The following is a 17,413-nucleotide window of genomic DNA, read 5'->3' as shown; positions in this document are numbered from 1 at the left end:
AAAAGGATGCGCAGACTATGCGTAAGAAGCTCTCGCTCGCCGCAACCGGCGCTGTCGCCCTCTTCGCGCTGACGGCTTGCGGTGGAGACACCCCCGGCGACGAAGAAAACGTGAACGCGGACGGCAACACGATTATCGAGATCGGCGCCGTTCCGGTCCCCCACGCGCAAATCCTCGAATACGTCGACGAGAACCTCGCCGCCGATGCCGGCATCGACCTCGAGATCAAGGAGTTCGACGACTACCAGACGCCGAACATCGCGCTCGACGAAGGCAGCATCGACGTGAACTACTACCAGCACCTGCCGTGGCTCGAGGACCAGATGGCCACCAAGGGCTACGAGTTCGAGCACGGCGCCGGCGTTCACATCGAGCCCTACGCCGCGTTCTCGAAGCACGACTCCGTCGAGGACATCCCCGACGGCGGCGTCGTGGCGATCACCAACGATCCCGCCAACCAGATCCGCGGCCTCCGCCTCCTCGAAGAGGCCGGCCTCGTCCAGGACATCGACGACGAGACCACCGCGCTGTCCATCACGGACGAGCAGAACCCGAAGGGCCTGGAGTTCGAAGAGAACCAGCCCGAGGTCCTCGTCCAGATCTCCGGCGACCCGAAGGTCGACCTGGCGATCCTCAACGGCAACTACCTGCTGCAGGCCGGCATGAAGACCGCCGACGCCCTGCTGCTGGAGGATGTCTCCGCCGACAACCAGTACGCCAACTTCCTGGTCTGGCGCGCCGGTGAGTCCACGGAGGCCATCGAGGCCCTCGAGGAGATCATGCAGTCCGATGAGGTCAAGCAGTACATCAAGGACTCCTGGCCCGACGGCGACGTGACGGCCACCGACGCCGAATAGCCGCTTCAGGCGCCAGCACGACGACGGCGCGGCGACCTTCCGATGGGAAGGTCGCCGCGCCGTCGTCGTACGCGGGGTCGAGCGTCAGGCGGGCGTCGCGGCGGCGGCCGCCTTGGCCGCTGCGGGAAGCGCGTCGTAGACGCGCTGCATGGCGGCGTCGTCGTGCGCGGCGGAGAGGAACCAGGCCTCGAACACGCTCGGCGCCAGGTAGGCACCCGACTCCAGCATGGAGTGGAAGAACGGCGCGTAGCGGAAGGCCTCCTGGGCCTGCGCGTCGGCGTAGTCGTGCACGCCGCGCTCGCTCGTGCCGAAGGCGACCGAGAAGAGATTGCCCGCGGTCTGGATGGAGTGGTCTACGCCCTCGGCGTTCAGCGCCGCAGAAACGGCCTTCTGCAGCTCGAGGCTCAGCGCGTCGATGTGCGCATAGACCTCGGGCGTGGCGTGGGTCAGTGTCGCGACGCCGGCGGCCATCGCGACCGGGTTCCCCGACAGCGTGCCCGCCTGGTAGACCGGCCCGGTCGGGGCCAGGCGGTCCATGACGTCGGCGCGGCCGCCGAGGCCCGCCGTCGGCAGCCCGCCGCCGATGACCTTGCCGAACGTGTAGAGGTCGGGAGTCCAGCCCTCGACACGGCCCGAGAGGCCCCAGTAGCCGGCGTCTGAGGCCCGGAAGCCCGTGAGGACCTCGTCGACGATGAGCAGCGCGCCGTGCGCGTGCGCGGTGTCGAGCAGGAACTTGTTGAAGCCCTCCCCCGGAGTCACGACGCCCATGTTGGCCGGGGCGGACTCGGTGATGATCGCGGCGATGTTGTCCCCGTGCTCGGCGAAGACGGCCTCGACGGCCGCGCGGTCGTTGTAGGGGACCACGAGGGTCTCGGCCGCCGTGGCCGCGGTGACGCCGGCAGAACCCGGCAGCGCCATCGTCGCGACGCCGGAGCCCGCAGAGGCGAGCAGGGAGTCGAGGTGCCCGTGGTAGCAGCCGGCGAACTTCACGATGAGGTCACGGCCCGTGTAGCCGCGGGCCAGGCGGACCGCAGTCATGGTGGCCTCGGTGCCCGTGGAGACCATGCGCAGGCGGTCCACGCCGCCGAACCGCTGCATCACGAGCTCGGCCAGGGCGGACTCGTCCGGCGTGGACGCCCCGAAGGACAGGCCGCGGTCGACAGCGGCGTGCACGGCCTCCTGCACGGCCGGGTGCTTGTGCCCGAGCAGCATCGGCCCCCACGAGCAGACCAGGTCGACGTACTGCTTGCCGTCGGCGTCGGTCAGGTAGGGGCCGTCGGAGGCGACCATGAAGCGGGGGCTGCCGCCCACGGACCCGAAGGCGCGGACAGGCGAGTTCACGCCGCCCGGCATCAGGGTGCGGGCGCGTTCGAAGAGATCCTCGGAGACGGTCATGGGGTTACTTTCCTTCCTTCAGCCAACCGGCGAGCTCGGCGGCCCAGTAGGTCAGCACGGTGTCTGCGCCGGCGCGGCGGATGCCCAGCACGGATTCGGTGATGGCGGCGCGGCGGTCGATCCAGCCGTTCGCGGCGGCTGCTTCGATCATCGCGTACTCGCCGGAGATCTGGTAGGCGGAGACCGGCACGGGCGACATCTCCGCGACGTCGGAGAGGATGTCGAGGTAGCTCATCGCCGGTTTGACCATCACCATGTCGGCCCCCTCGGCGAGGTCGAGTTCGACCTCGTACACCGCCTCGCGGCGGTTCGCGGCATCCATCTGGTAGGTCCGGCGATCTCCTCTCAGCTGAGAGTCCACGGCCTCGCGGAACGGGCCGTAGAAGGCGGACGCGTACTTCGCGGCGTAGGCGAGGATCGCGGTGTCCTGGTGCCTGGCGTCGTCGAGCGCCTGCCGGACGACGGCGACTTGGCCGTCCATCATGCCGGACGGGCCGAGCACGTGCGCTCCGGCCTCGGCCTGGCACACGGCCATCTCGGCATAGATCTCCAGCGTGGCGTCGTTGTCCACGCGGCCCGCGTCGTCCAAGACGCCGCAGTGCCCGTGGTCGGTGAACTCGTCGAGGCACACGTCGCTCATGACGATGAGCTCGTCGCCGACCTCGGCGCGCACGTCGCGGATCGCCCGGTTCAGCACGCCGTCGGGGTCGGTGCCCGCCGTGCCCGTGGCATCGCGCTCGGCGGGGATGCCGAAGAGCATGATGCCGCCGAGCCCGAGCTCGACGGCCTCGGCGGCCGCACGCTTCAGTGTGTCCGGCGTGTGCTGGACGACGCCGGGCATGGACTGGATCGGGTTCGGGTGCGTCAGGCCCTCGCGCACGAAGGCGGGCAGGATCAGCTGCGCCGGCGCAAGCGTCGTCTCGGCGGTGAGCCTGCGCATCGCGGGGCTCGTGCGCATCCGGCGCGGCCGGTTGGCTGGAAAGCTCATGTCTTCTCCTCGTGGTTCGCGTGCGGGTGGACCCGCACCTACCGTAGTTCTAATGTTCCGGTCCGTGGCGGAGCGCCGATTCCCAGGCGTCGGCCATCGACGCCGGCGTCGGTTCGGCCGACGTGACGATCCGGGCGAAACCGAGGTTCTCGAGTTCGGCACGCGTCGACTCGCCGATCGCGACCGCGATGCCGGCGAGCCCCGTGCCCGCGACGGATGCGAAGGCTCGGGCGATGCTCGGCGACGTGAAGAGCACGGCGTCGATCTGGTCCAGGTCCCCGGCCAGCCGTGCCGGCTCCCAGACCTCGGCATCGGCTGGGCGCGTCCCCTGCCCGACGTCGACCGCAGCCGTCAGCCGCCGGTGCGGCGCAGCCGGCGAGTCCACGGTCCGGTACGCCACGACGACGTCGCAGCTCGCCCCGCGCTCGTTCAGCCCGGCCGCGAGCGTCTCGGCGGCGATGTCGGCCTGTGGCAGGAACACCCGCTCTCCCCCGGTGAGGGAGAGCTCGGCGACGAGCCCGACGGCCGACTGGTCCGCGGGCACGAAGTCCACGCGCAACCCCTCGGTGCGCGCCGCACGCGCCGAGGCCTCGCCGACGGCGGCCAGCCGCGTCGCGGCCGGGACGGTCAGCTCGAGACCGAGCTGGCCCGCCCGCTGTTTGAGCGCGCGGATCGTCGTGATCGACGTCAGCACGATCCAGTCGTAACCGCCGGAGACGAGCCGGCGCACGCCCGCGTCGAGCTCCGTGGTGTCGGCCGGCAGCTCGAAGTCGATGAGCGGGCACAGCACCGTGCGCGCCCCGCGCGCGGCCAGCGCCTCGACCGTGCGCGCGGCCCTCTCCGGGGCGCGCAGCAGCAGCGCGGTCCGTCCGGCGAGCGACGCGCCCCGACCCACGGCTAGAGCCCGGCCAGATCGGCCGCGCCCTCGCGCAGCAGCAACTCGGCGAGCTGCACGCCCAGGGCACGGGCGCCGTCGTCGGTGAGGTCGCGGGTCGACGCGGAGCGGCGGATCACGTCGGACCCGTCCTGCGCGCACACGACCGCGTCAAGCGTCAGCAGCTCACCGTCGACGCTGGCCAGTGCGCCGATGGGCGCCGCACAACCAGCCTCGAGCCGGGCGAGCAGCCCGCGCTCGCTCGTGACGGCCAGGCGGGTCGCGTCGTCGTCGAGCGCGGCGAGCGCCGCCGCCAGCGGCGAGCCGGGGTCGGCGACCGTCTCCGGCCGGCACTCCACCGCGAGCGTGCCCTGCCCGGGGGCGGGCAGCATGACGGACGGATCCAGATACTCGGTGACGTGCTCTTGCAGGCCCAGTCGCCGCAACCCGGCGGCGGCCAGTACGACGGCGTCCAGATCACGCTGGGCGACCCGGCCCACGCCTCCGTCGTCTGCCTGCTCGGGAGAACCCTTCACGCGGCCCAGCCGCGTGCCCACGTTGCCGCGGATGTCCACGATGTCGACGTCGGGACGGGCGTACTTGAGCTGGGCCGCGCGACGCGGCGAGCCCGTGCCGATCGTCGCTCCGGCCGGCAGCGCCGCCAGCGTGAGCCCGTCGCGCGCGCAGAGCGCGTCGCGCACGTCCACGCGCTCGGGCATCGCCGCGAGCACGAGTGCCTCGGGCTGGGCCGTGGGCAGGTCCTTGAGCGAGTGCACGGCCAGGTCGCAGCGGCCCTCGAGCAGGGCGACGCGCAGGGCGGCGGCGAAGACACCGGTGCCGCCCAGCTGCGCGAGTGGCCCGGACGTGACGTCGCCCTCGGTCTTGACGAGGATCGTCTGCGGCGTCAGGCCGGAGAGCGAAGCGAGCGCGTCCGCGACGTGCCCGGTCTGGGTCGTCGCGAGCGCGGATCCGCGCGTGCCGACGGTGAAGCTGCTCATCAGGATTCGGACGACGGCGCCGCGGTGGGCGTGCCGGGACGGGAGGCGGCCGAGCGCGCCGTCAGACGGGGCCGGCAACCGGTCACGCAGCAGATGTCACCCCACTGCCCCGGGACCTGCTGGCCGTCGGCCTGCTTCGGTTTGGCGCCCGCCAGGTGGCCGGCGACGATGTCGACGAGACCGGAAACGAACGCCGCGTGCGTCCCGGGCGTCGGCGCGCGGTGGAACGCGAGGCCGAGCTCGGCGGCGGTGTCCTTCGCCTCGGTGTCGAGGTCCCACTTGACCTCCATGTGATCGGAGACGAACCCGATCGGCATGACGACGACGCCGCGGGTGCCCGCCTCGGCGTACTCCTCGATGGCGTCGTTGATGTCCGGCTCGAGCCACGGAGTGCTCGGGGCGCCGGAGCGGGACTGGAAGACCAGAGTGTGCTCGAGGCCGGCGGCTGCCGGCACCGTGCGCATGAGGGTGCGGGCGACGGCCTCGTGCTGTGCGGAGTAGGCGTCCGTGCCGTACTCCTCCTTCACATGGTCCGGCCCCTGCGCCTCGGCGATCGCCGTGGGGATCGAGTGGGTGACGAAGACGATCTTCGGCTGCGCGTCGGGCTCGCCCTTCGCCGCCAGCTGGGCCCGGACGTCCTCGATACCGGCAGCGAGGGCCTCCTGGAACGGGGCGATGAAGGCGCGGTCGTGGAAGAACTGCGGGATTTTCACGATCTCGAGGCTGTCGCCGAGCCCAGTGGACTCGAGGCCCTTGTCGATGTCCTCGCGGTACTGGCAGCAGCTGGAGTAGCCGGCGTACGCGCTCGTGACGAGCATGAGCACCCGGCGGTGGCCGTCGTCGTGCATCTGCTGCAGCGCCTCGGGGATGTAGGGGTCCCAGTTGCGGTTGCCCCAGTACAGCGGCAGGTGCCAGTCGCGGGCGGCGATCTCGCCCTCGAGGGCTGCGAGCAGGTCGCGGTTCTGCTCGTTGATGGGGCTCACGCCGCCGTTGGCCCGGTAGTGGGTCGCGACTTCTTCGAGCCGCTCGTCCGGGATGCCGCGGCCGGCGGTGACGTTGCGCAGGAACGGGATGACGTCGTCCTGGCCCTCCGGCCCGCCGAAGGAGGCGAGCAGGATCGCGTCGAAGCCGAGGCCCTGGGCCCCGGCTGTCGTTTCTTCAGCTACCCGGCTCATCAGCGCAGCACCTCCGCGACCTGCTCGAATCCGATCATCTTGCCCGTGTAGAACGGAACTTCCTCACGCACGTGGTTGCGGGCGTCGGTGTAGCGCAGGTGGCGCATCATGTCGACGAGGTCGATCAGGACCGGTGCCTCGAGGCAGATCATCCACTCGTAGTCGCCGAGCGCGAACGCGGCGACCGTGTTGGCGCTGATCTCCGGGAAGTCGCGGCCGAGGATGCCGTGGTCGCGCAGCATCTTGCCGCGCTCCGCCGGGTCCAGCAGGTACCAGTCGTACGAGCGGACGAACGGGTAGATGGTCATCCACTCCTTCGACTCGACGCCGCGGGCGAAAGCCGGCGAGTGGGTCTTGGCGAACTCGGCCTCGCGGTGCACGCCCATGCCCGACCACACGATGGAGGTCTCGGCGAACAGGTAGGTGCGGCGGATCTTGCGCACGGCCGCCTGCAGGTCCTCGGCGGAAGGCCCGTGCAGCCACACCATGACGTCGGCGTCGGCGCGCATGCCCGAGACGTCGTAGGTGCCGCGCAGGGTGACGCCGTCGGCGGCGAGCTCCTCGACGAGGGCCCCGAAGGCGGCGACGCCCTCGGAGCGGTCCAGGTCGGAGTCACGCTTGAAGACCGTCCAGAGGGTGAAGTGCAGGGTATCGCCCTCGCGCTCGCGGTCCGCGAGCACGGGGCTGTTCGAACGGTTCTCGCTCATGGTGCCTCTTTCTAGGGGGAAATCGGTGGTGAGTTCTCGGGGATGGGGCTAGCTCACGCTGATGCGGGTCCGCGCTCGGGTGTCGGCGACGACGGCGGCGAGGCCCGTGCCGGAGAGCCAGCCGCCCACGGCGTCCAGGGATGGGAACGCGGAGAGGGCCGCACGGAAATCGGTCACGCGCTGCTTGTGCCCGGTCGTGGCGTACGGCAGGGCGCCCGTGTAGCGCACGACGTCCCAGCCGAGGACGTCCTGCTCGGCGACCTCGACGCCGAGCAGCGCCGCAGCGTCGGAGAGCGCCGTCGAGTAGAGGGTCGCGTCGTCGGAGTCGGCGATACGTGCCTTCTCCTCGGACAGGCGCCCGTAGGACAGGCGCAGCACGTGGGTCCCGGGCCCGGCCTCGTCGGCGAGCCACGCCCACTTGCTGGTGGCGTGCGTCAGCGCCTTCGCGACGATGCCGTCGGCGTCGCTCGAGACGAGGACCCCGCTGCCGCGCGGCCCGCCCGCGGCGCCCTCGCCGTCGAGCTCCGGCCGGTCGACGACGAGCGTGACGAGCGAGACCCCGGCCCCCGGCTCCGGCCGGTACACGGCCAAGTCCGGATCGAGTTGGGAAATCAGGTCGACGGCGGCCGGGCCATCCGTGGCGACGACCACGCGGTTCGCGGTCACGGCCTCGTCCGGCTCCCCGATGGAGAGGGTGTAGCCGTCGTCGTTCCGGCCGATGCGCGTCACGCGCGTGCCGAGCCGCAGGTCGGCGCCGCGGTCGGCGAGTTCCTCGACGAGCGCGGCGGTGAGCCGGTGCATGCCGCCGGCGATCCCGCCGACGGCGGACCCGGCCGGTGCCGCGGCGCGCAGCGCGGAGACGGCGCGAGCGAGCGATCCGTGCTCGACGACAGCGGCGCGCAGCCCGGGGGCCACGGCGTCGACGTCGAGCGTGTCGGGGTCCGCGGAGTGAACGCCGGAGACGACCGGGGTGACGAGCTCATCGAGCACGGTGTGGCCCATACGGTGGCGGACGAGCTCGCCGAGGCTCATGTCGCCCTCGGTCAGCGAACGGTTCACGGGCCGGGCGAAGTCTGCCGCGGCGCGCAGGGCCGCGGCGTGGCCGATGACAGCACGGACGTCGTCGGCCATGGGGTCGCCGGGGATGCCCAGGATGCCGGTCTGCGGCAGGGGCCGCGCGCCGGAGGCCGCCTGCAGCCACGCGCCCGATCCGGCCGGGTAGACGACGTCGCCGTCCAGCCCCAGGTCCTCGAGCAGGTCGACGACGGCGGTGCTGCGGGTCGCGAAAGACTCGGCGCCGGCGTCGAGCCGCAGTCCCGCGACGTCGTGGGCCGCGACGCAGCCGCCGAAGGCGTCGGAGGCCTCCAGCACGGTCACGGTGAATCCGGCCACGGCCAGTTCGCGCGCGGCGATCAGGCCGGAGATGCCACCACCGACGACGGCGGCGGCCGGGCGGGGTGCGCGGGCGGAGGTTTTCACGATGTGCAGCCTACGGCTCGATGGAGTGGATGAGGGAGACGACCCGGGTCAGGACCTCCGGGTCCGTCGTCGGCGGCACGCCGTGACCCAGGTTCACGACGTGGCCCGGCGCCGCGGATCCGGCCTCGACGACCGCGCGAACGTGGGCCTCGAGCACCTCCCAGGGCGCGGTGAGCAGTGCCGGGTCGATGTTGCCCTGCAGCGGGACGCCGCCGCCGAGCCGGCGGTTCGCCTCGTCGAGCGGCAGGCGGTAGTCCACGCCGACGACGTCGACGCCCACGTCGCGCATCGGCTGCAAGATTTCGGAGGTGCCGGTGCCGAAGTGCACGAGCGGGGCGCCGAGACCGCGCACGCCGTCGAGGGCGCGGGCGGAGGCCGGGGCGACGAAGCGTTCGTAGTCCGCGCGGCCCAGGCTGCCGGCCCACGAGTCGAAGAGCTGGCCGGCCGAGGCGCCGGCCTCGATCTGGGCGCGGAGGAACTGCCCGGAGACGTCGGCGGCCCAGCCGGCGAGCGCCTGCCAGGTCTCCGGGTCCGCGTGCATCATGCTGCGCGGGCCCATGTGGTCGCGCGACGGGCGCCCCTCCACCATGTAGGCCGCCAGGGTGAACGGTGCCCCCGCGAAACCGATAAGCGGCGTCGAACCGAGTTCGGCGACCGTGAGCGCGACGGCCTCGCGGATCGGATCGAGCGCGGAATCCTCGAGCGTCGGCAGGGCTGCGACGTCGGCCGCTGTGCGCACCGGGGAATCGAGCACGGGCCCGACACCGGAGACGATGTCGACGCCGACACCTGCGAGCTTGAGCGGGATGACGATGTCGGAGAAGAAGATGCCGGCGTCCACGTCGTGGCGGCGCACGGGCTGCAGGGTGATCTCGGAGGCCAGTTCGGGCAGCAGGCACGACTCGAGCATGCCGGTCCCCTCCCTCGCCTTCCGGTATTCGGGCAGCGAGCGGCCGGCCTGGCGCATGAACCACACGGGGCGCCGGGACGGCTTGACGCCCCGGTAGGCGGAGATCAGCGGGGATTCTGCGGTTCGGCCATCCATCAACGGGTGGCTGGGGCTCAGGGTCATGGGGCAATTCTGCCAACCGGGCATGCTTTGCGCTAATTAGCGCCCCACCAGCGCGCCGCTTCGTGGCGAACGCCACGTGCCGCGAGGGGTGCCGGGACCGGCGTTCTTAGGGCAACCTTAGCGACAGGTGGCGATACCATGGGAGCACTGTGGTTTTTGTTTCGCTCGTAGCCTCGCATTCCGACGTCGACCTCGAAACCGTTGCCCGGCTGAGCGCCGGCGCGTCCGAGGTCGCTTCCGGCGCGCTCGACGGGACCGGACCGGTGAGCGGTGCCGTCGTCCTCGCTACTTGCAATCGCTACGAGGTCTATGCCGAGGCCCGCTCCGAGGAGGACATCGAGGCGACGCGCTCGACCGTCATTTCCGAGATCGCCGAGCTCTCCGGCCTCGACGAGCAGGTCGTCTCCTCCGCCCTCACCACGCTGACCGGCAAAGACGCCGTCAACCACCTCTTCGCCGTGGGCGCCGGTCTCGACTCGGCGGTCATCGGCGAGCGCGAGATCGCCGGCCAGGTGCGCCGCGCGCTTATCGAGGCGCAGGAGTCGGGCACCGCGAGCGGCCCTCTCGTCCGTCTCTTCCAGACAGCCTCTCGCACCGCCAAGGACGTCGGCTCGCGCACCGCGCTCGGCGGGCGCGGCCTCTCCATCGTCTCCGTCGCCCTCGACCTCGCCGAAGACCTGCGCGACGACGCCTGGGCGGAGAAGAACGTCGTCGTCTTCGGGACCGGCGCCTACGCCGGCGCGACGATGTCCCTGCTGCAGCAGCGGCACGCCGGCAACGTCTTCGTGTACTCCAATTCGGGCCGTGCCTCCGCCTTCGTGGCCACCCGCGGCGGGACCGCCTTGACGGACGAGACCCTGGCGGACGCGCTGCGCGACGCCGACGTCGTCATCGGCTGCTCGGGCGGCGACCACAAGCTAACCGCCGGGGATCTGGCCGAGACCGGCCGGGGAGACGCGCCGCTCGTGGCCATCGACCTGGCGCTGACGCGCGACTTCGACGTCTCGCTCGAGGAGCTCGAGCACGTCGATGTCGTGACCCTCGAATCAGTGCGCATGGCCGCCCCCGCCGAACAGGCCGCCGCGCTCGAGGAGGCGCGGGAGATCGTACTCACCGCCGCCGACGAGTTCGCCGCCGAACAGCGCGAACGGTCCGCCGACGCGGCGATCGTCGCGCTCCGCAAACACACCCAGCGGGTCCTGGAGACCGAGGTCGAGCGGGTGCGCGCCCAGCACGGCTGCACCGCGGCGGCCGAAGAGGTCGAATTCGCAATGCGTCGGATGATGCGCCAGCTGCTGCACGAGCCGACCGTGAGGGCCCGAGAGCTGGCAGCCCAAGGCCGCTCGGACGAGGTCGAGACCGCGCTGTCGAATCTGTTCGGCATCTCCACGGCGGACGTCGCCGCGGCGAACAAGAAAGCGCCGCGTCAGAAGCCGCAGGCTGCCCCCGCTCCGGCGCCCGCAGCGATGCCGGACGACGCGGTCCACGCGCGCCACCGCACTGCCTGACCCGCCCCCTCAGTAGACGGGCTTGCCCGGTTCCACGTCGCGCACCCAGCCGAGAATGCCGCCGTCGAGGTGGCGGACGTCGTCGTACCCCTCGGAACGCAGGTGCCGCAGCACCTCACCCGAGCGCCCTCCGGACTTGCAGTGCAGGATCAGCGGCGTCTCGCGCGGCAGATCGATCTCGCCGCCGAGCACGAGTCCGCGCGGGGCGAGGCGGGCACCGTCGATCGAGACGATCTCAGCCTCGCCCGGCTCGCGCACGTCGATCAGCAGGAAGTCCGTCTCCCCCGCATCCCGCCGGCGCAACAGCTCCGCGAGTTCGCGCGCGTCGACGGCGGGGAGCGGCTCCTCGTCGGCCGGGGGCACGGTGATTCCGCAGAACGCGCCGTAGTCCGCCAGCAGCTCGGTCGGCTGCACGAGCTCCGGATCCGGCCGGACGCGGATCTCCCGCCAGGTCATCTCGAGCGAATCGAGGATCTGGACGCGGCCGAGCAGCGGGCGGCCCGCGCCGGTGATGAGCTTGATGGCCTCGGCGACCATGACGGATCCGATCTGCGCGCACAGCACGCCGAACACGCCGCCCTCCGCGCACGACGGCACCGTTCCGGCCGGCGGCGCCTCCGGGTACAGGTCGCGGTAGGTGGGCCCGTGACCGCGCCAGAACACACTGACCTGTCCGTCGAAACGCAGGATCGATCCCCACACGTAGGGCTTGGAGAGAATCGCGGCCGCGTCGTTGACGAGGTAGCGCGTGGCGAAGTTGTCGGTGCCGTCGAGGATCAGGTCGTACCCGGAGAAGATCTCCAGCGCGTTCTCCGAGCTCAGCCGCGTTTCATGCACGACGACGTCGGTCGCCGGGTTGAGATCGGCGACCGCCTTCGCCGCCGATTCCGTCTTCGGCATGCCGATGCGCGAGGTGGTGTGGATGACCTGACGCTGCAAGTTGGAGTCGTCGACGACGTCGTCGTCTACGATGCCGAGCGTTCCGACGCCGGCCGCCGCGAGATAGAGCAGGGCAGGAGATCCCAGCCCACCGGCGCCGATGACGAGCACCTTCGCGTTCTTCAGGCGGCGCTGACCGGTCACGCCGATCTCCGGGATGATGATGTGACGCGAGTAGCGCCGCAGCTCATCCGCCGTCAGCTCCGGGCCCGGTTCGACCAGCGGGCCGGGCGGGGTCGGGGCTGACGTTGCGGGCGCGTCCTGCGGGTTCTCCATGGCTCAACTCTAGGACGCGCCGGGCGCGGCCCCAACACCGCGGCCTCGGCGCGTAGACTGAATGCCACGCCGAGCCGGTCGTCATTCCCCGGCCGATCGGCGTGTTTCTTGCACGTTGGGGGACGAGGCAGAAAGAGGGACACCCGTGGAACACACACCCGTGGGATCTGTTCGCAACGCTCCGGAGGGGCAGCGCTCCGACGCCGGGCCGACTGATCGGCGCGCTCCGCGCATGCCGCGCGAGCAGCGACGGGCCCAGCTCCTGGACGCCGCACATCAGGTTTTCGTGGTCCACGGCTATCACGGCGCCGCGATGGACGAGATCGCGGAAACCGCCCGGGTCAGCAAGCCGGTGCTCTACCAGCACTTCCCCGGCAAACGCGAACTTTACCTGGCACTCCTCGATCACCACCTGGGCATCCTCACGGACGCGATGGTCACGGCCCTCCAGTCGACGGTCGACAACAAGGAGCGCGTCAACGCCGCGATCCGCACCTATTTCGATTTCATCGCTGCCGACCATCAGGCGTACCGGCTCATCTTCGAGTCCGATCTCCTCAATGATCCAGAGGTCAGCGACCGCTTCGAGACGTTCAATGCGCGCATCGCGGACGAGATCACCGGCGTCATCTCCGGCGACACGTCCCTGCCTCACGCGCAGGCGGTGCTGCTGGGGCGTAGTCTGTCGGGCATGGCCCAAGTGGCCGCGCGCTCGTGGCTCGAAGTTGCCGATGACGTGGAACAGGACGTCGCGAGCGATCTCGTGTCCCGTTTAGCTTGGCGCGGAATCAGTCGTTTCCCCAAAGAATCCTGAAGTAGGTTGTAAACATGGACGTACGCATCGGAATTCAGAATGTTAGCCGCGAAGTCGTTGTCGACTCGGACGAGGCCCCGGACGCTGTGGCGAAGACCGTGTCGGAGGCCCTGGCCTCCGGCGGTCTGCTGACGTTGACCGATGCCAAAGGACGTCAGGTGATCATCCCGACGGCCACCATCGGCTACGTCGAGATCGGCTCCGAGGCCCCGCGCCCGGTCGGTTTCGCCCAGTAGTCTCCGCCCCGTGATGACGGCCCGCGGATCCGGCTCCTCAGCCGGGTCCGCGGGCCGTCGTTTTCTGCGCGCTACGCCGTCAGCTTCAGGGCCGCCATCCGCCGCGAGTGCTTCCTGATCAGGTCGGCGAACAGCTCTTTGCGCTCCTCGTCGCCGAACAGTGCGCCGAGGTCGGTGGTGTCGAGGACGAACCGCGCCTTCGTCAACGCCTCCCCGAGCAACCGGCGCCCCCACAGCGCGAGCCGCGAGCGCAGCCGCTCGTCGTCGATATCGGCACGCAGGCGCTCGGTCAGCCACGCCGACTGCTCGTCGAGCTCCTGGATCCGCCGGGCGAGCAGCCGCGCCTGCTCGGAAAGCCGCTCGGCCGCGACCCGGTAGAAGTCGGCGGAGACGGCGTCGAGCACGTACGCCTTCATGAGCGACTCGTACCAGTCCCCCGGCCGTGTCCGCTCGTGCAGCTCGTCGATGATCTCCATGAACGGCTCCATCACGGCCTCGGGATCGCGGCCAGCCGCCGTGAGCTCGTCGCACGCGAGCTCGAAGTGTCCGTACTCGGTGACGGCCAGCTTCGCGAGCGCGGCCCGGTCCGCGAGCGTCGGTGAGAATCGGGCGTCGGAGGAGAGCCTCTCGAACGTCGTCAGTTCGCGGTAGGCCATGAGGCCGTACAGGGACTGTTCGAGCTTCGTCGACTCGTGCTTCTGCGTCATGGCCCCCACCTTATACGCGCTGATTGCTAGTCTTTCGTCGTGGTCTATAAACATCTTGAACTGTCCGCCCGCGCGCACCAGTCCGAACTCGCCGACGCCCTGCGTGCGATCGTGACGGACCTCGAGCTGCCCACCGATTTCAGCCCTGAGGCCCTCGCCGACGCCGAGCGCGCGATCGCGGCGTTCGAACCACCCGCGCTCGACCTCACCGACATCGAGTTCGTCACCATCGACCCGCCGACCTCCACCGACCTGGACCAGGCCGTGCACATCGAGTACGACGGCGACGGGTTCCGCGTCCGGTACGCGATCGCCGACGTGCCGGCGTTCGTTGCGCCGGGCGGCCCGCTGGACGCGGAGACCCGCCAGCGCGGCCAGACCATCTACCTGCCCCACGAGCGCCTCGGTCTCCACCCGGAGTGCATCGCCGAAGACGCCGGCAGCCTGCTGCCCGATCAGCGCCGCAGCGCGTTCGTGTGGACTTTCGACGTCGCGGCGGATGGCCGCCTGACGCGAACCGACCTGGTGCGCGCCGTCGTCGTCAGCCGCGCCAAACTGCACTACGAGCAGGTGCAGGAGATGATCGACGGCCTCGACGGCGCGCGCGCGGACGGTTCCCTGCCGGGCGGCGAAACCCTCCCGGGCCTGCGCGACATCGGCCGCGCCCGGCTGCGCCGCGAACGCGAGCGCGGCGGCGCGAGCCTACGCCTGCCCGAGCAGGAGGTCGAGGTCGATGGCGACGGCCACTACGTGCTGGCGCACCGCTCGAACCTGCCGGCCGAAGAGTGGAACGCCCAGATCTCCCTCATGACCGGCATCGCAGCGGCGCGGATCATGCTCGACGGCGGCGTCGGCATCCTGCGCACGATGCCCGCCCCGGACGAGAAGCAGATCGCCGGGTACCGCCGGCAGGCGATGGCTCTCGGGCACCCGTGGGACGAGGACCTGACCTACGGAGAGTTCCTCGACTCCCTCAATCTGGAGGACCCGGCCGCCCTGGCACTCATGTACTCGGCCACCGTGCTCTTCCGCGGCGCCGGCTACACGGCCTTCGACGGGGAACTGCCCGAGGAGCGCGAGCAGGCTGCGATCGCCGCGCCGTACGCGCACACCACGGCCCCGCTGCGCCGGCTCGTCGACCGCTTCGTGCTCGTGGCCTGCTGGCACCTGGTTCAGGGCGAGGCCGTGCCCGAGTGGGTGCGCGCGGCCCTGCCGGAACTGCCCGGGCACATGCGGGCCTCGGGCCAGCGCGCGTCGGCCGCCGAGCGGCAGGCGATCGACGCCGTCGAGGCGGCCCTGCTGGCCGGGCGGATCGGCGAGAGCTTCGAGGCCGTGGTCATCGAGGAGGGAATGGTCCAGATCCTGGAGCCGGCGATCACCGCGAAGATCAACGGCGAGGGCGACGTCGATTCGGTGCCCGGCCAGCGCGTGCGCGTCGAGCTGGCGGAGGCGGACATCGCCGCACGGCGCGTCCGGTTCGTGGTCCGGGAAATCATCAGCGCGTGAAGTCAGCGATGCCGGCCCGCACCCGTTAGACTGACCGCGTAGGCAAGGATGCCCGATCGTAAGAGTTTGTGAACACTTTTGCAGCGTTTCCCAGCGAACCTGCCTGAAACCTCCACGCCCGCACGGTGCCGTACGAGCCCATGCACGACCAGCGGCTCCCCGCTTCAGCAGGGGAACGACATCGTCAGCAACGCACTTCGGCGTGATGTGAGAAGACCGCGATCGGCTCCGCTGGACGCGCTCGATGCCTCCCGACACGAGGAGCCACGGCGAGCGCCTAAACGAATGAGAATTCATTGACCATCAATACTGGCAACACTGAAGAGACCGTCAAGATCGCAGAACCGGTCGAACCAACAGAGACCTTCGGGGACTTCGGCGTCCGCGGCGATATCGTCGCCTCCCTGGCGGACAAGAACATCATCACCCCCTTCCCCATCCAGGCCATGACGCTTCCGGTGGCTTTGAGCGGCCACGACATCATCGGGCAGGCCAAAACCGGCACGGGCAAGACCCTCGGCTTCGGCATCCCGGCACTGCAGCGCGTCGTCGGACCCGGCGACGCCGGCTTCGAGGAGTTGCCGACGCCGGGCGCCCCGCAGGCGCTGATCGTCGCGCCGACCCGCGAGCTCGCCGTGCAGGTGGCAGCGGACATGACGACGGCGGCCAAGCGCAGCAACGCGCGCATCGCCACGATCTACGGCGGCCGCGCCTATGAGCCGCAGATCGATCAGCTCGCGGCCGGCGTCGAGATCGTCGTCGGCACCCCGGGCCGCCTGCTGGACCTCTACAAGCAGAAGCACCTGAACTTGAAGAGCATCCGCATCGTGGTCCTCGACGAGGCCGACGAAATGCTGGACCTCGGCTTCCTGCCGGACGTCGAACGGATCCTGGCCGCCGTGCCCGAGGTCCGCCAGACGATGCTGTTCTCCGCGACGATGCCGGGCCCGGTCATCGCGATGGCCCGCCGCTTCATGTCGCAGCCGACGCACATCCGCGCCCACGACCCGCTGGACGAAGGCATCACCAAGAAGGACATCCGCCAGGTCGTCTACCGCGCGCACCCGTTGGACAAGGTCGAGGTCGTCGCCCGCATCCTGCAGTCCGAGGGCCGCGGCCGCTCCATCATCTTCTCGCGCACCAAGCGTGCCGCCGCGAAGCTCTCCGAGGAGCTCACCGACCGCGGCTTCTCCGCCGGCGCGCTGCACGGCGACCTGGGTCAGGGCGCCCGCGAGCAGGCGCTGCGCGCCTTCCGCAACGAGAAGATCGACGTGCTCGTCGCGACCGACGTCGCCGCCCGCGGCATCGACGTCGACGACGTCACACACGTCATCAACCTGCAGTGCCCGGAGGACGAGAAGACCTACCTGCACCGCGTGGGCCGCACGGGCCGCGCCGGCAACAAGGGCACGGCAGTGACGCTCGTCGATTGGGAGGACATCCCCCGCTGGGGCCTGATCAACAAGGCCCTGGGCCTCGATCAGGGCGAACCGGTCGAGACCTACTCCTCGTCTCCGCACCTCTACGAGGAGTTGAACATCCCGGCGGGCACGAAGGGCCGTCTGCCGCGCAACAAGCGCCAGCTCGAGGGACTCAAGGGTGAGAAGGTCGAGGACCTCGGCGAGACCGGCGGCAAACAGCGCTCGGACGCGCGTCCGCAGCGCTCGCGCGGTCGTTCCAAGGAGGGCGAGCGTCGCCACGGCCACAGCCATGGCCGCGCCGACCGCCCGAACAAGGAGAGCACCGGCGAGGGCCGCGGCCAGCGTGCCGAAGAGGCGGACACTCCGCCGGTGGAGGCAGGCAGCGAACGGCCGCGCCGTCGTCGTCCGCGGACGCGCCGTCGCAACGGCGAAGTCGTGAACAACCGCGACGAACAGTAGGC

Annotated in this window: 16 protein-coding genes; 6 read left to right on the top strand and 10 right to left on the bottom strand. The window is 70.7% G+C overall.

All coding sequences use genetic code 11. The annotated features are described in order from the left end of the window. The first annotated feature begins 17 nt into the window (after positions 1-17). Positions 18-857 (top strand): MetQ/NlpA family ABC transporter substrate-binding protein, encoded by an 840-nt coding sequence (locus EV380_RS02955; protein WP_130449250.1) that lies wholly within the window; start codon positions 18-20, stop codon positions 855-857. A gap of 84 nt (positions 858-941) precedes the next feature. Here the strand turns inward: EV380_RS02955 and hemL are convergent, their stop codons facing one another. The 8 genes from hemL to hemE are packed head-to-tail and all read right to left on the bottom strand — an operon-like array spanning position 942 to position 9,545. Further along, entirely contained in the window at positions 942-2,252 is a 1,311-nt protein-coding gene (gene hemL, locus EV380_RS02950; RefSeq protein ID WP_130449248.1) for a glutamate-1-semialdehyde 2,1-aminomutase, read from the bottom strand. A 4-nt stretch (positions 2,253-2,256) separates the two neighbouring features. Further along, on the bottom strand, positions 2,257-3,240 hold the full coding sequence (gene hemB, locus EV380_RS02945) for a porphobilinogen synthase (protein WP_130449246.1): 984 nt from the start codon (positions 3,238-3,240) through the stop codon (positions 2,257-2,259). A gap of 49 nt (positions 3,241-3,289) precedes the next feature. Next, complete coding sequence (locus EV380_RS02940; protein ID WP_130449244.1) at positions 3,290-4,135, bottom strand: uroporphyrinogen-III synthase; 846 nt, start codon at positions 4,133-4,135, stop codon at positions 3,290-3,292. Positions 4,136-4,137: 2 nt separating this feature from the next. Next, positions 4,138-5,112 (bottom strand): hydroxymethylbilane synthase, encoded by a 975-nt coding sequence (gene hemC / locus EV380_RS02935; protein WP_130449242.1) that lies wholly within the window; start codon positions 5,110-5,112, stop codon positions 4,138-4,140. Then, positions 5,112-6,287 (bottom strand): ferrochelatase, encoded by a 1,176-nt coding sequence (locus tag EV380_RS02930; protein ID WP_130449239.1) that lies wholly within the window; start codon positions 6,285-6,287, stop codon positions 5,112-5,114. Before EV380_RS02930 ends, hemC begins: the two co-directional genes overlap by 1 nt. Continuing rightward, the gene (hemQ, locus tag EV380_RS02925; protein ID WP_102160134.1) at positions 6,287-6,994 is read right to left on the bottom strand and encodes a hydrogen peroxide-dependent heme synthase; all 708 of its coding nucleotides are present in this window, start codon (positions 6,992-6,994) and stop codon (positions 6,287-6,289) included. Before hemQ ends, EV380_RS02930 begins: the two co-directional genes overlap by 1 nt. A 48-nt stretch (positions 6,995-7,042) precedes the next feature. Then, a complete protein-coding gene (hemG, locus tag EV380_RS02920) occupies positions 7,043-8,473 on the bottom strand; it encodes a protoporphyrinogen oxidase (protein WP_242607482.1) in 1,431 nt (476 codons plus the stop codon). Positions 8,474-8,483: 10 nt separating this feature from the next. Beyond that, the gene (gene hemE, locus EV380_RS02915; RefSeq protein ID WP_130449235.1) at positions 8,484-9,545 is read right to left on the bottom strand and encodes a uroporphyrinogen decarboxylase; all 1,062 of its coding nucleotides are present in this window, start codon (positions 9,543-9,545) and stop codon (positions 8,484-8,486) included. A gap of 149 nt (positions 9,546-9,694) precedes the next feature. Here hemE and EV380_RS02910 point away from each other — a divergent pair, with 149 nt between their 5' ends. Further along, entirely contained in the window at positions 9,695-11,053 is a 1,359-nt protein-coding gene (locus EV380_RS02910; RefSeq protein WP_130449233.1) for a glutamyl-tRNA reductase, read from the top strand. A gap of 9 nt (positions 11,054-11,062) precedes the next feature. On the opposite strand, the gene moeB is transcribed toward EV380_RS02910, so the two are convergent. Then, entirely contained in the window at positions 11,063-12,268 is a 1,206-nt protein-coding gene (gene moeB / locus EV380_RS02905) for a molybdopterin-synthase adenylyltransferase MoeB (RefSeq protein WP_130449231.1), read from the bottom strand. Between the two features lie 232 nt (positions 12,269-12,500). Between moeB and EV380_RS02900 the strand changes: the two genes are divergently transcribed. Beyond that, positions 12,501-13,082, top strand: coding sequence for a TetR/AcrR family transcriptional regulator (locus EV380_RS02900; RefSeq protein ID WP_102160158.1), 582 nt, complete (start codon positions 12,501-12,503; stop codon positions 13,080-13,082). Positions 13,083-13,096: 14 nt separating this feature from the next. After that, on the top strand, positions 13,097-13,318 hold the full coding sequence (locus EV380_RS02895) for a DUF3107 domain-containing protein (protein ID WP_130449229.1): 222 nt from the start codon (positions 13,097-13,099) through the stop codon (positions 13,316-13,318). A gap of 71 nt (positions 13,319-13,389) precedes the next feature. On the opposite strand, the gene EV380_RS02890 is transcribed toward EV380_RS02895, so the two are convergent. Beyond that, a complete protein-coding gene (locus tag EV380_RS02890; RefSeq protein WP_130449227.1) occupies positions 13,390-14,025 on the bottom strand; it encodes a ferritin-like fold-containing protein in 636 nt (211 codons plus the stop codon). Between the two features lie 39 nt (positions 14,026-14,064). On the opposite strand from EV380_RS02890, the gene EV380_RS02885 reads away from it, so the two are divergent. Then, complete coding sequence (locus EV380_RS02885; protein ID WP_130449225.1) at positions 14,065-15,531, top strand: RNB domain-containing ribonuclease; 1,467 nt, start codon at positions 14,065-14,067, stop codon at positions 15,529-15,531. 296 nt (positions 15,532-15,827) lie between these two features. After that, entirely contained in the window at positions 15,828-17,411 is a 1,584-nt protein-coding gene (locus EV380_RS02880) for a DEAD/DEAH box helicase (protein ID WP_102160881.1), read from the top strand. The last annotated feature ends 2 nt before the right edge of the window (positions 17,412-17,413 follow it).

This window comes from Zhihengliuella halotolerans, assembly GCF_004217565.1.
Taxonomy (GTDB): Bacteria; Actinomycetota; Actinomycetes; order Actinomycetales; family Micrococcaceae; genus Zhihengliuella; species Zhihengliuella halotolerans.
The sequence above is the reverse complement of the archived record's forward strand: the minus strand, read 5'-3'. Positions and strand labels throughout refer to the sequence as shown.

Excerpts from the sequence above, each read along its gene's own strand:
- hemC (WP_130449242.1), bottom strand. The coding sequence starts at position 5,112 with ATGAGCAGCTTCACCGTCGGCACGCGCGGATCCGCGCTCGCGACGACC.
- hemB (WP_130449246.1), bottom strand. The coding sequence starts at position 3,240 with ATGAGCTTTCCAGCCAACCGGCCGCGCCGGATGCGCACGAGCCCCGCG.
- EV380_RS02930 (WP_130449239.1), bottom strand. The coding sequence starts at position 6,287 with ATGAGCCGGGTAGCTGAAGAAACGACAGCCGGGGCCCAGGGCCTCGGC.
- hemL (WP_130449248.1), bottom strand. The coding sequence starts at position 2,252 with ATGACCGTCTCCGAGGATCTCTTCGAACGCGCCCGCACCCTGATGCCG.
- EV380_RS02955 (WP_130449250.1), top strand. The coding sequence starts at position 18 with ATGCGTAAGAAGCTCTCGCTCGCCGCAACCGGCGCTGTCGCCCTCTTC.
- hemE (WP_130449235.1), bottom strand. The coding sequence starts at position 9,545 with ATGACCCTGAGCCCCAGCCACCCGTTGATGGATGGCCGAACCGCAGAA.
- EV380_RS02895 (WP_130449229.1), top strand. The coding sequence starts at position 13,097 with ATGGACGTACGCATCGGAATTCAGAATGTTAGCCGCGAAGTCGTTGTC.
- hemQ (WP_102160134.1), bottom strand. The coding sequence starts at position 6,994 with ATGAGCGAGAACCGTTCGAACAGCCCCGTGCTCGCGGACCGCGAGCGC.
- EV380_RS02890 (WP_130449227.1), bottom strand. The coding sequence starts at position 14,025 with ATGACGCAGAAGCACGAGTCGACGAAGCTCGAACAGTCCCTGTACGGC.
- EV380_RS02900 (WP_102160158.1), top strand. The coding sequence starts at position 12,501 with ATGCCGCGCGAGCAGCGACGGGCCCAGCTCCTGGACGCCGCACATCAG.
- moeB (WP_130449231.1), bottom strand. The coding sequence starts at position 12,268 with ATGGAGAACCCGCAGGACGCGCCCGCAACGTCAGCCCCGACCCCGCCC.